The organism is Streptomyces sp. NPDC046303 (genome assembly GCF_055588085.1).
This window is the reverse complement of record NZ_JBVJFA010000018.1, coordinates 107,235-120,322: the sequence shown is the minus strand read 5'-3', so window position 1 is coordinate 120,322 and position 13,088 is coordinate 107,235. Positions and strand designations below refer to the sequence as shown.

Annotated in this window: 8 protein-coding genes; 2 read left to right on the top strand and 6 right to left on the bottom strand. The window is 69.0% G+C overall.

What is annotated here, in order from left to right; all coding sequences use genetic code 11:
* Positions 1–72 precede the first annotated feature (72 nt).
* Positions 73–1,113 carry an LCP family protein gene (locus ACZ6I1_RS20465; protein WP_469289076.1) on the top strand — a complete coding sequence of 347 codons (1,041 nt, stop codon included), beginning with the start codon at positions 73–75 and terminating at the stop codon, positions 1,111–1,113.
* A 33-nt stretch (positions 1,114–1,146) separates the two neighbouring features.
* On the opposite strand, the gene ACZ6I1_RS20460 is transcribed toward ACZ6I1_RS20465, so the two are convergent.
* From ACZ6I1_RS20460 to ACZ6I1_RS20435, 6 genes are all read right to left on the bottom strand, one after another.
* Entirely contained in the window at positions 1,147–2,643 is a 1,497-nt protein-coding gene (locus tag ACZ6I1_RS20460) for an amino acid permease (protein WP_469289075.1), read from the bottom strand.
* A 117-nt stretch (positions 2,644–2,760) separates the two neighbouring features.
* Positions 2,761–4,677, bottom strand: coding sequence for a 1-deoxy-D-xylulose-5-phosphate synthase (dxs, locus tag ACZ6I1_RS20455; protein ID WP_469289073.1), 1,917 nt, complete (start codon positions 4,675–4,677; stop codon positions 2,761–2,763).
* A gap of 262 nt (positions 4,678–4,939) precedes the next feature.
* Positions 4,940–6,250, bottom strand: a complete 1,311-nt coding sequence (locus tag ACZ6I1_RS20450) for a sugar ABC transporter permease (protein ID WP_469289071.1) — start codon at positions 6,248–6,250, stop codon at positions 4,940–4,942.
* Complete coding sequence (locus ACZ6I1_RS20445; protein ID WP_446592077.1) at positions 6,247–7,035, bottom strand: ATP-binding cassette domain-containing protein; 789 nt, start codon at positions 7,033–7,035, stop codon at positions 6,247–6,249. Before ACZ6I1_RS20445 ends, ACZ6I1_RS20450 begins: the two co-directional genes overlap by 4 nt.
* A 170-nt stretch (positions 7,036–7,205) precedes the next feature.
* Entirely contained in the window at positions 7,206–8,318 is a 1,113-nt protein-coding gene (locus ACZ6I1_RS20440) for a sugar ABC transporter substrate-binding protein (protein ID WP_469289069.1), read from the bottom strand.
* Between the two features lie 118 nt (positions 8,319–8,436).
* Entirely contained in the window at positions 8,437–9,651 is a 1,215-nt protein-coding gene (locus ACZ6I1_RS20435; RefSeq protein WP_469289067.1) for an ROK family transcriptional regulator, read from the bottom strand.
* A 595-nt stretch (positions 9,652–10,246) separates the two neighbouring features.
* On the opposite strand from ACZ6I1_RS20435, the gene mgtA reads away from it, so the two are divergent.
* Positions 10,247–12,994 (top strand): magnesium-translocating P-type ATPase, encoded by a 2,748-nt coding sequence (gene mgtA, locus ACZ6I1_RS20430; protein ID WP_469289065.1) that lies wholly within the window; start codon positions 10,247–10,249, stop codon positions 12,992–12,994.
* The last annotated feature ends 94 nt before the right edge of the window (positions 12,995–13,088 follow it).

Below are 13,088 nucleotides of genomic sequence, written 5' to 3'. Positions count from 1 at the left end.
ATCCACGGCCTGGCCCGCCCCCTTCCGGGGGCGGGCCTCGGTCATTCGAATATCTGTCTAAGATTCACCCCCATGACGGACACGCACGCGCGGCCCAGGCGCCGCCGACGCCGCATTCTGCGGATCACCCTGCTGCTGGTCGCCGTACTGATCCTGGGCGCTGCCGGGGCCGGCTGGTGGGCGTACAGCCACCTCGACGGCAACATCTCCAGCGTCGACCTGGACCAGGCGATCGGCGACAACCGGCCGCCGAAGGTGGCCGCGAACGCGCAGAACATCCTGGTGCTCGGCTCCGACTCGCGGGCCGGCGCCAACGGCGACCTCGACCACGGCGACGTCAGCGGAGCCCGCTCGGACACCGCGATGCTGGTGCACATACCCGAGGGCCGGACCAAGGCCACCGCGGTGAGCATCCCCCGCGACACCCTGGTCACCCGGCCCGAGTGCAAGACCAAGGACGGCAAGACCCTGCCGTCGGCGAAGCGGGTCATGTTCAACTCCGTCTACACGCTGGCCGGTCCGGCCTGTGTGGTCAACACCGTCGAGCAGCTGTCCGGGGTCCGCGTGGACCACTTCGTCGAGGTGGACTTCGCCGGCTTCAAGGGGCTGGTCGACGCGCTGGGCGGGGTCACCGTCACCCTGGACAAGCCGATGAGCGGCGCCAAGGGCGGCCTGAAGCTGGACGCCGGCACGCACCGGCTGAACGGCACCGACTCGCTCAGGTTCGTCCGTACCCGCTACGGCTACGGGGACGGCAGCGACCTCGGACGCATCGGACTCCAGCAGCAGTTCATGATGGCGATGCTGTCCGAGATAAAGAAGCAGGACGCCTTCGGCAACCCGGCACGCCTGTACAAGCTCGCCGATGCCGCGACCAAATCGCTGACCACCGACCGCGAACTGGCCTCGCTCACCGCGCTCTCCGACTTCGCCCAGAGCATGAAGGGCGTGGACCCGGAGACGATGGAGACCATCATGCTGCCGGTCGCCTACGACAAGGTGGACCCCAACCGCGTGGTCGTGGCCGAGCCGCAGGCGACCCAGCTGTGGGAAGCCCTCCGCAAGGACCAGAAGATCCCGGCCTCCGCGAAGGACTCCCCCGCCAAGGGCTGATGCCCTCACCGGCCACCATCGCCTGCCGCGGCACTAGTACTTCGCGTCGGGGCCCAGGCGGCCCAGCCGGCTGTGGCTGCGGCCGTACGCGTAGTAGACGACGATGCCGACCGCCATCCAGATGCCGAAGCGCACCCAGGTCTCGGCCGGCAGGTTGAGCATCAGCCAGACCGAGGCGGCGATCGACAGGATCGGCACCAGGGGCACCCACGGGGTCCGGAAGGACCGGTGCAGGTCGGGGCGGGTGCGGCGCAGGATGATCACGCCGAGCGCCACGACCACGAAGGCGAAGAGCGTGCCGATGTTCACCAGCGTCGCCAGCTCGTTGATGCTGGTGAACCCGGCGACGATCGCGATGATCACACCGAGCAGGATCGTCGGCCGGTACGGCGTACGGAACTTCGGGTGGGTCACCGAGAAGAAGCGCGGCAGCAGGCCGTCGCGGCTCATCGCGAAGAACACCCGGGTCTGGCCGAGCAGCAGGATCATGCAGACCGTGGTCAGGCCCACCGCGGCGCCGAAGCTGATGATGCCTCCGTACACGGGATGCCCGGCGGATTTGAAGGCGTCGGCCAGCGGTGCGCTCACCGACAGCTCGCTGTAGTGCTGCATGCCGGTCACCACGAGCGAGACCGCCACGTACAGCACGGTGCAGATCAGCAGCGAGCCGAGGATGCCGCGCGGCATGTCCCGCTGCGGCAGCTTGGTCTCCTCTGCGGCCGTGGCGACCACGTCGAAGCCGATGAAGGCGAAGAACACGACGGAGGCCGCGGTGAAGATGCCCATGATGCCGAAGTTCGTGGGCTCGTAGCCGAAGATGAGCTGGACCAGCGGAGCGTCGAGCCCCGCGCCGCCCTCCTGTTTCACCGCGTCCGGGATGAAGGGCTTGTAGTTGCTGCCCTTGATGAAGAACAGGCCCGCGATGATCACGATGAGCACCACCGTGACCTTGATCGCGACGACGAGCGCCGTGATCCGCGCGGACAGCTTCACGCCGACCACCAGGATCGCCGTGAGCACCAGCACCAGGATGAAGGCCAGCAGGTCGAAGGTGCCGCCCTCGATGTCCGGCCCTTGGAGCGCGAGGGGCAGATGGATCCCGGCGTTGTCCATCAGCGAGCGGACGTAGCCCGACCAGCCGACGGCGACGACCGCGGTGCCGAGGGCGAATTCCAGTACGAGGTCCCAGCCGATGATCCAGGCCGGGAGTTCGCCGATCGAGGCGTACGAGAAGGTGTACGCCGAACCGGCGACGGGGACGGTCGACGCGAACTCGGCGTAGCAGAGAGCGGCGAGCGCGCACACCACGCCCGCGGCCACGAAGGCCAGCGCGGTGGCGGGGCCGGCGGTCTCCTTGGCGACCTTGCCGGTGAGGACGAAGATGCCGGTGCCGATGATGACGCCGACGCCGAAGATGGTCAGGTCCCAGGCCGAGAGCGACTTCTTGAGCGCATGTTCCGGCTCTTCGGTGTCGCGAATGGACTGCTCGACCGACTTGGTGCGGAAAGGACTGTTCAAATCCGTACTCACCAACGCACCTCCGAACAAGGTGACGCACGCGAACGGGCCGGGAGGCCCACCCCTTCAAGGGTGATCTCCCGGCCCGTGACGTGCAACCGCGCGTGAATCCGGTGGCCGGTACGCGTCCTAGTCGACGGCGGCGGCCGGCTCGCTGTCGTAGCGCCCGTCGAGCTTGGCCACCAGGCCGGTGACCTGCCGGGCGATGTCCGGAGCGGTCAGCCCGATCTCGGCCATGACCTCCTTGCGGGAGGCGTGGTCGAGGAACCGCTGCGGGATGCCGAAGTCGCGCAGCGGTACGTCGACGCCCGCGTCCCGCAGGGCCTGGGAGACGGCGGAACCGACGCCGCCGGCGCGGCCGTTGTCCTCGACGGTGACGACCACGCGGTGGCGCTCGGCGAGCGGGGCCAGCGCCTCGTCGACCGGCTTGACCCAACGGGGGTCCACCACGGTGGTGGTGATGCCCTGTTTGTCCAGCAGGTCGGCGATCTCCAGGCACATCGGGGCGAGGGCGCCGACCGAGACGAGCAGTACGTCCGGGAGGGTGACCTCGGGGGCCGGGGTGCGCAGGACGTCCATGCCGCCGATGCGGCCGACGGCCGGGACGGCCGGGCCGACGACGCCCTTGGAGAAGCGCACCACGGTCGGCGCGTCCTTGACGAGGACGGCCTCGTTCAGCTGGGCGCGCAGCTGCTCCGCGTCGCGCGGGGCGGCCAGGCGCAGGCCGGGGACGACCTGCAGGATGGACATGTCCCACATGCCGTTGTGGGAGGCGCCGTCGGTGCCGGTGACACCGGCGCGGTCCAGGACGAAGGTGACCCCGCACTTGTGCAGGGCCACGTCCATCAGGACCTGGTCGAAGGCGCGGTTGAGGAAGGTGGCGTACACCGCGAAGACCGGGTGGGCGCCGCCGGTCGCCAGGCCCGCCGCCGAGGTGGCGCCGTGCTGCTCGGCGATGCCGACGTCGAAGATGCGGTCGGGGTAGGCGTCCGCGAACTTCTTCAGGCCGACCGGCTGGAGCATGGCCGCGGTGATCGCGACGATGTCCTCGCGCTCCTTGCCGAGCTTGACCATCTCGTCGGCGAAGACGGAGGTCCAGCTGGCGGCGTCGGTGGAGACGGGCAGGCCGGTGTCCGGGTGGATCGGGCCGATGCCGTGGAAACGGTCCGCCTCGTCCTGCTCCGCATGGGTGTAGCCCCGGCCCTTCTGGGTGAGGCAGTGCACGATGACCGGACCGCTGAAGCGCTTGGCGCGCTGCAGGGCCGACTCCAGGGCCTCGATGTCGTGGCCGTCGATGGGGCCGATGTACTTCAGGCCCAGGTCCTCGAACATGCCCTGCGGGGCGATGAAGTCCTTGAGGCCCTTCTTGGCGCCGTGCAGGGTCTCGTAGAGGGGCTTGCCGACGACCGGCGTGCGCTCCAGGAGGTCCTTGCCGCGGGCGAGGAAGCGCTCGTAGCCGTCCGTGGTGCGCAGGGTCGCCAGGTGGTTGGCGAGGCCGCCGATGGTGGGGCCGTACGAGCGCTCGTTGTCGTTGACGACGATGACCAGCGGGCGGTCCTTGGCGGCGGCGATGTTGTTCAGCGCCTCCCAGGCCATGCCGCCGGTCAGCGCGCCGTCGCCGATGACGGCGGCGACGTGGTGGTCCTCGCGGCCGAGCACCTCGTTGGCCTTGGCGATGCCGTCGGCCCAGCCCAGCACGGTGGAGGCGTGCGAGTTCTCGATCACGTCGTGCTCGGACTCGGCGCGCGAGGGGTAGCCGGACAGGCCCCCCTTGGTGCGCAGGCCCGCGAAGTCCTGGCGGCCCGTGAGCAGCTTGTGGACGTAGGCCTGGTGGCCGGTGTCGAAGAGGACCTTGTCCTTGGGCGAGTCGAAGACCCGGTGCAGGGCGATCGTCAGTTCGACCACCCCGAGGTTGGGGCCGAGGTGCCCGCCGGTCTTGGAGACGGCGTCGACGAGGAAGGACCTGATCTCGGCGGCGAGCTGGTCGAGCTCCTCCTGGCTGAGCCGGTCCAGATCGCGCGGTCCCTTGATGCGGGTCAGCAGCACCCGTGCCTCCTTGCAGTTGCTTGCTGGTCTGTCGAGTCTAATGTTCCGTCGGCGGGCGCGGTCATCGGGCCGCCCCGGGAGGGTCACACCTTTGTCATACATGTACGCACCACCCCGGGGTCACACCTCACAAACGGGCGTATACCCGCACAGGCGTACGCGGCTCGCACCCCGCCTTGTACGCACGGGTGCCCGGCGCCACACGAAGTGGCACCGGGCACTGTGACGGGTCTTACCGGCGACCCGGGCGACCGGGCGGGGGTCAGACCCGTCCGGCCGTCTTCTGTGTCTTGCGCGTGACCGAGTCGATCACCACGGTGGCCAGCAGTACGGCACCCGTGATCATGTACTGGATCGGAGTCGCGATGCCCTCCAGGGCCAGACCGTACTGGATCGAGGTGATGACCATGACGCCGAGGAGGGCGTTCCAGGTCCGGCCCCGGCCGCCGAAGAGGCTGGTGCCGCCGATGACGGCCGCCGCGATCACGTTCATCAGCAGGTCGCCGGCGCCGGCGCTCTGGTTGGCGGCCGCGATCTTGGAGGCCCAGAAGAGCCCGCCGATGGCGGCGAAGGTGCCGGCGATGGCGAAGACCGTGATGCGGATCCGGGTGACGCTGATGCCCGCGCGGCGGGAGGCCTCGACGCTGCCGCCGAGTGCGAAAACGTTTCGGCCGAAGGTCGTGCGGCGCAGGACGAAGTCCGTGGCGACCAGGGCCAGCACGAACAGCACCACCGCGAGCGGCAGGCCCTTGTACTGGTTGAACACGATCGCGGGACCGAAGGTGAACACCGCGAGCAGGCCGGTGCGCAGCAGGATCTCGCCGAGCGGCCGGGAGGGCACGCCCGCGGCCTCACGGCGGCGGTTGTCGAAGAAGGTGGCGAGGAAGTATCCGGCCACCGCGACCGCCGCCAGGCCGTAGCCGACGGCCACCTCCGAGAAGAAGTACGTGGTCAGCTGCCCGACCACGCCCTCGGAGTCGAGGTTGATCGTGCCGTTGCTGCCGAGGATCTGCAGCATGGCGCCGGACCAGAAGAGCAGGCCCGACAGGGTGACCGCGAAGGCCGGGGCGCCGATTCTGGCGAAGAAGAAGCCGTGGATGGAGCCGATCAGGGCGCCGCCGGCGATGGCCGCGAGGATGGCCAGCCATTCGTTCACGCCGTTGGTGACGGCGAGGACGGCAACGATCGCGCCCGAGACGCCGCTGACCGAGCCGACCGAGAGGTCGATCTCGCCGAGCAGCAGCACGAAGATGATGCCGACGGCCATCATGCCGGTGGCGACCATCGTGATCGCGATGTTGGTCAGGTTCTCCGGGGAGAGGAAGTTCGAGTTCAGGCCCTGGAAGATGGACCAGATGATGATCAGGCCGAGGACGACCGGTACGGAGCCCAGGTCGCCGGCCTTCAGCTTGCGGCCGAACTCGGTCACGTAGCCGCCGAAGCCCTGCTCGCGCACCAGGAGGCGGGGGTCCACCGCGGGAATGGCGTCCGCCGGGGCGGCGGGGTTGGCCAGGTCCGCGACCGCTTCGGCGTGCGCGTGGTGCTTGTCGGTGGCTGGATTCTCGGTGCTCACTTGCCGGCCTCCCCGGTGCGGGCCGCCCGGCGGGTCACGGCGTTGTCCGTGGCTCCGGTGATGGCGGAGATGATCTCTTCCTGCGAGGTTTCGGCGACCTTGAAGACGCCGTTGTTGCGGCCCAGCCGCAGGACCGCCACCTTGTCGGCGACGGCCTTCACATCGGCCATGTTGTGGCTGATGAGGATGACGGCGTGGCCGCGCTCGCGCAGCCGTTCCACGAGGTCGAGAACCTGTGCGGTCTGCTCGACGCCGAGGGCGGCGGTGGGCTCGTCGAGGATGACGAGCTGGGGCTCGCCCAGCATCGACCGGGCGATGGCCACGGTCTGGCGCTGACCGCCGGAGAGCGAGGCGATAGGGATCCGGACACTGGGGATCCGGATGGACAGCGTGGTCAGCAGCTCGCGGGCACGGCGCTCCATCTCGACCTCGTCCAGGACACCGCGGCGCTTGAGCTCACGGCCGAGGAAGAGGTTGCCGACGACATCGATGTTGTCGCACAGGGCGAGGTCCTGGTAGACCGTCGCGATGCCCAGGTTCTGGGCGTCGTGGGGCTTGCTGATGGAGACCGGGCGGCCCTCCCACTCGATGACGCCGTCATCGATGGGGTGCACGCCGGCGATCGTCTTGACCAGCGTGGACTTGCCGGCGCCGTTGTCGCCGACGAGGGCGACCACTTCACCGGAGTGGATCTCGAGTTCTACGTCGGTCAGGGCCTGAACGGCGCCGAACCGCTTCGAGACCCCTCGCAACGCCAGCACGGGCGCAGCGGACACATGAACCATCTCCTTCGCCGCCTGACCGGCGGGGATGTCGTGCAAAAGAGCAGGAGCGGGGCGAATGGGGGAAATAAAGACTTAGGGGGAACGTTTCTGCCCGGCGCCCCGCGGTGGCGGGGAAGAAGGTGCGGGGCGCCGGTCAGGCACGGGGGCCGCCTCGTGGGCGGCAGGGGGCCTTACTTCAGGCCGAGGGTGGCGCAGGCGGCCGCGTACTTGTCGGTGCAGATCTCGTCGACCGTGTAGACGCCGTCCTTGACGACGGTGTCCTTGATGTTGTTCTTGGTGAGCGAGACGACCGGGATCAGCACGGCGGGGACGCCCTTGGTGGTCGGGCTGTCGACCGTGGAGGTGGTGACGCCGGTGACCTTCTCGCCCTTGGCGAGGGCGACGGCCATCTTCGCCGCGGCCTCGGCCTCGGGGGCGTACGGCTTGTAGACGCTCATGAACTGCTCGCCCGCGACGATGCGCTGGACTCCGGCGAGTTCGGCGTCCTGGCCGGTGACCGGGGGCAGGGTGGACAGGCCGGCGGCCTTGAGGGCGGTGATGATGCCGCCCGCCATGCCGTCGTTGGCGGAGTAGACGCCGATGACGTTCTCCTTGCCGAGCGCCGAGAGGGCGGCCGCCATGTTGGTGTTGGCGTTCTCCGGCTTCCATTCGACGGTGTCGTACTCCTTGCCGATGTTCACCTTGCCGTCGAGGACGGAGTGCGCGCCGGACTTGAAGAGCTTGGCGTTCGGGTCGGTGACCGAGCCGTTCATCATGACGATCTGGCCGTCCTTGGCCTTGTCGCCCAGCGCCTCCAGCAGCGCCTTGCCCTGGACCTTGCCGACCTCTTCGTTGTCGAAGGAGGTGTAGGCGTCGATCGGGCCCTCGGCCAGGCGGTCGTAGGCCACGACCGGGATGCCGGCGTCCTTGGCCTTCTTGACCGAGCCGGCGATGGCCTTGGAGTCCACCGCGTCGACGATGAGGACGTTCACCTTGTTGGTGATCATCGTGTCGACCTGGGAGTTCTGGGTGGTCGCGTCCTGCTTGGCGTTGGCGTAGACGACCTGGCCCTTGCCGCCGGTGAGCTCCTTGACCGTCTTCTCGATGAGCGGCTTGTCGAACTTCTCGTAGCGCGCGGTCTGGTTCTCCGGGAGCAGGAGACCGACCTTGATCGCATCACCCGCCGCGGCGCCGGTCTCCTTGGTCTTGTCTCCGGCTTCCTTGGCGCTGCCACAGGCGGCGAGCGAGACGGCCATGGCACCGGCGGCGACGGCTACAGCGGTTCTGCGCATACGCGTGTTCATTACTTGAACCTCCCTGACGAGGCCGCAACACTGCGGCCGAGGTGGATGTGAGTCAACCCCGGCCGCAAGTTTGCCGTCAAGGAGTGAATCCTTAACGAGATGACAACGGTGCCATCCGTTATCTAACTGAAGACATGGCGGCTGGAGTTCGCACTCCACTTCCATGATCTGACAAAAGCGTCGAATCGCCCATTTCGCTGAGCACGAGGGCCAGTGCGCCCAGCACCTCGGCCCGACCGCCCAAAGAGCCCGTGAGCACCGAAAGCTGGCGGGCCGCGCTGGGAATCGCGTACCTTCCGACTGATTCACGGATGGGAGCCAGGACCAGTTCACCCGCCTCCGCGAGGGAGCCGCCGAGCACCACCCGGCTCGGGTTCAGGAGGTTGCAGAGGCTGGCCACGCCGCTGCCCACGTGGCGGCCCACGTCGGCGATGACCCGGCGGCATCCCGGGTCCCCTTCGCGGGCCAGCTCGACCACCCGTTCCATCGTCAACTCCGGTCCGTGGCTGCTCTGCAGGAGCGGGAGCACGTACCGGGCCGCGGCGAAGGTCTCCAGGCAGCCGCGGTTCCCGCAGCGGCAGACCGGGCCGGATTCGTCGAGGGTGATGTGCCCGATCTCGCCCGCCGTGCCGCCCGGGCCGCGGTAGATCTGACCGTTGATCACCAGCCCGGCGCCGACGCCGCTGGCCACCTTGATGTAGGCGAGGTCTTTTACTCCCCGCCCGCTCCCCCATACGAGTTCACCGAGGGCCCCGAGGTTCGCGTCGTTGTCCACGTACACGGGCACGCCGAGGCGCCGCGCGAGCTCCTCGCGCGGGTTGATCCCGGCCCAGCCCGGCAGGATCGCGGTGGACCCGAGGGTTCCGGACTCCACGTCGATGGGGCCGGGGACGCCGAGGCCGACGCCGATCGCTTTGCCCAGGCTCACCCCGATGCCCGCGATCAGCCGTCCGACCAGCGCTTCCGCCCGGTCGAAGCCCTCCACCCAGGAGGCGTCCACGTCCAGTGGCTCGGCCTCCTCGGCCAGCACCTGGTGGGCGAGGTTGCCGACGGCCACCCGCAGGTGGTTGTGGCCGAAGTCCACGCCGATCACGATGCCCGCGTCGCCGCTGAGCGACACGCTGCGGGCCCGCCGGCCGCCCGCCGAGGTGTCGGTGACCTCGACGGTCCCGCCCTCCTTGAGCTCACGGACGATGTTGGAGACCGTGGCCGCCGACAGTCCGGTGGTGCGGGCGATCTCCGCCTGGGTCAGCGAACCCGCGAGCCGCACCGCTCGCACGACCCGTTCGAGATTCGCGCGATGCAGCGAGGACTGCGATCCGGGAGTCTGCACGACTCATCCACTCCTGCCCATAAGCGACGGCCAGCCGTCGCCCCCCGGCCGGGGAACCGCTTCACGCTCCGAGACCCCGACGTCTCTCCAACTTGTGAACCTTAAGTCGAGCCTTTGCGCATCCAGACGTCAAGAGGCTGACACAGCACCAAAACGTCACTATCGGCCACAAGAGGGAGAGAACGGTCGTCGCGATCGTGCTACGGTCGCTGAGGCGCCGGTCCTCTGCGGCCTCTCGGCCGGACCGCGCCCGTACGTGACAGCGCTATGCGAGGAGGTGTTCGGGATGAGTCCCGATCGAAGTCCTTGCCGCGCTCTCGCCCTCGCGGGCTGATCCGTCGATCCGCCGATCCGCCGATCAGCCGGCCCTTTCCTGAGCGCCCACGGCCGCGGTGATCCACCGCACCTCCGTGTGTCCGCTTTTTCCGGCTTCCCCCTTTCTTTCCGCATGTCCTGATCCTTCTGTCAGGCATACGTCATCCATGCCCTCGGCGCATCCCGTGGACCCTCCGCGGCACCGTGCGCCGCCCCATGATCACTCCGCGTGACCGTGCGGCTTCGCGCTGCCCGGATGCCGTGGAGGGAGGTATTCGTCATGACCATGCTCACCCCGCGCACTCCCGTGAAGCTCGCGCCGCCGGGCCGGACCCGCCGCGAGCGCAAGGCCGCCGAGCTGGAGTCCCGTACCCGCCTCGTCGGCGAGCGCCTCACCGTTCTCAGCGCCCGTCCGGCCACCCACGCCCTGCAGTCCGTGGACACCTCGCCGGACGGCCTCACCCACGCCGAGGCGGCGCTGCGCCTGGAGCGGCACGGCCGCAACGCCGTCGCCCAGGAGCGCACCCCGCTCTGGTTCGTCCAGCTGGGCAAGGCGTACGTGAACCCCTTCATCGGCGTCCTGGTCTTCCTGGCCGCCGTCATGTACTGGCAGGACCCCGCGGACCCGGGCGTCGTCATCCTCTCCGTGATGGTGGCCGTCAGCGGTCTGCTGCGCTTCTGGCAGGAGTACCGCTCGGGCCGCGCCGCCGACGCGCTGAAGAAGCTCGTGACGACCACCTGCGCGGTGCAGCGCCGGGCCGGCAGCGGCTCCGCGCCCACCACCTTCGAAGTGCCCATGGACCAGGTGGTCCCGGGTGACGTGGTCAAGCTGGCGGCCGGCGACCTGATCCCGGCCGACCTGCGGCTGATCACCTCCAAGGACCTGATGGTCGGGCAGGCCGCGCTGTCGGGCGAGTCCCTGCCGGTCGCCAAGGCCGACACGCGCGCCGAGGACCAGGGGCGCCCCGGGGTCTCCGCCACGGAGCGAGGGGCAGACGCCACCGACCCGGTGGAGGCCGACAACCTGTGCCTGATGGGCACCTCGGTCACCTCGGGCACCGCCACCGGAGTCGTCGTCGCCACCGGCGCCGACACCTACTTCGGCTCGATGGCCGGCTCGCTGGTCGGCGAGCGCCCGCAGACCAACTTCGACAACGGCGTGCGCAAGGTCAGCTTCCTGCTGATCCGCTTCATGCTGGTCATGGTCCCGGTGGTCTTCCTCGTCAACGGGCTCACCAAAGGCGACTGGGACCAGGCCTTCCTCTTCGGTATCGCCGTCGCGGTCGGCCTGACCCCCGAGATGCTCCCGATGGTGGTCTCCGCCAACCTGGCGCGCGGGGCGGTCGCCATGTCCCAGCGCAAGGTGGTCGTCAAGCGGCTGGACGCCATCCAGAACCTGGGCGCCATGGACGTGCTCTGCACGGACAAGACCGGCACCCTCACCGAGGACCGGATCGTCCTGGACCGCTACCTCGACGTGCACGGCGACGAGGACGACGAGGTGCTGGAGTACGCCTACCTCAACGCGCACTTCCAGACCGGTCTGAAGAACCTGATGGACCAGGCGGTCATCGACCGCGTGGGCGAGGCCGAGGAGGTTGTCGTCGACGCACGGTTCTCGATGGTCGACGAGATCCCCTTCGACTTCGCCCGGCGCCGGATGTCCGTCGTGCTCAACCGCAACGGGATCGTGGGCGGTCCCGGCCGCTGCGACCACGTCATGATCACCAAAGGTGCGGTCGAGGAGGTCCTGGACCTCTGCACGCACATGACCGACCGCGGCGAGCGGGTCGAGCTGACGGAGCGGCTGCGCCGGAACGTCACCCGCATCGCCGAGGACGACAACCGCAAGGGGCTCCGGGTCCTGGCCGTCGCCACCCGCACGATCGCCGTGGCGCGCCCCGCCTACACGGTCGCCGACGAGGAGGGGCTGACGCTGATCGGCTTCCTCGCCTTCCTCGACCCGCCGAAGGCCGACGCCGCCCGGGCCCTGCGGGGCCTGGCCGGCAAGGGCATCGCGGTCAAGGTCGTCACCGGCGACAACGACCTGGTGGCCGCCCGGGTCTGCGCCGACGTCGGCATCGACGTGGGCCACGTGGTGCTCGGCTCCGAGACCGACGGCCTCGACGAGCCGGCGCTGCGCGCGCTGGCCGCCCGTACGACGGTCTTCGCCAAGGTCAACCCGGTCCAGAAGGCGCGGATCGTGCGGGCCCTGCAGGCCGAAGGACACACCGTCGGATTCCTCGGCGACGGCATCAACGACGCGGCGGCGCTGCGCGAGTCCGACGTCGGCATCTCGGTCGACACCGCCGTCGACATCGCCAAGGAGTCGGCCGACATCATCCTGCTGGAGAAGGACCTGACCGTCCTGGAGCAGGGCGTGGAACAGGGCCGGACCACCTTCGGCAACACGATCAAGTACATCAAGATGACGGCGTCGTCGAACTTCGGCAATGTCTTCTCGGTGCTGGTGGCGAGCGCCTTCATCCCCTTCCAGCCGATGCTGCCGATCATGCTGCTGATGCAGAACCTGGTCTACGACATCGCGCAGCTGGCGACCCCGTGGGACCGGATGGACAAGGAATACCTGCGCAGGCCCCGCAACTGGGACGCCAAGGGCATCCTCCGCTTCATGGTCACCATCGGCCCCGTCAGCTCCGTCTTCGACATCTCGATGTTCCTGATCATGTGGAACGTCTTCGCCGCCAACACGGAGGCGACCCAGTCGCTCTTCCAGTCCGGCTGGTTCATCGAGGGCCTGCTCTCGCAGACCCTGGTCGTCCACATGATCCGTACCCGGAAGATCCCCTTCGTCCAGTCCCGCGCCTCCCGGCCGGTGATGGTGATGACGGTCCTCGCGGTGCTGACCGGGCTCTGGCTGCCCTTCTCGCCGCTGGCCTCCGCACTGGGCTTCGTCGCCCTGCCGGCGAGCTACTTCCCATGGCTGATCGGCGTGCTGCTCGCCTACTGCACGCTCACCCAGCTCGTGAAGACCTGGTACATCCGCCGGTTCAACACCTGGCTGTAATTCATCGGCGAGGTCTCCGAGGTCCCGTACGACGGCTCGCGCGTCGCCGCCCAGGGGGCCCCGCACCCTGTGGTGTTCGGCGGCCGTGGGCTGC

What these genes read in the sequence shown, in the direction of transcription:
- ACZ6I1_RS20465 (WP_469289076.1), top strand. Translation starts at nt 73, where the DNA reads ATGACGGACACGCACGCGCGGCCCAGGCGCCGCCGACGCCGCATTCTG.
- ACZ6I1_RS20445 (WP_446592077.1), bottom strand. Translation starts at nt 7,035, where the DNA reads ATGGTTCATGTGTCCGCTGCGCCCGTGCTGGCGTTGCGAGGGGTCTCG.
- ACZ6I1_RS20440 (WP_469289069.1), bottom strand. Translation starts at nt 8,318, where the DNA reads ATGAACACGCGTATGCGCAGAACCGCTGTAGCCGTCGCCGCCGGTGCC.
- mgtA (WP_469289065.1), top strand. Translation starts at nt 10,247, where the DNA reads ATGACCATGCTCACCCCGCGCACTCCCGTGAAGCTCGCGCCGCCGGGC.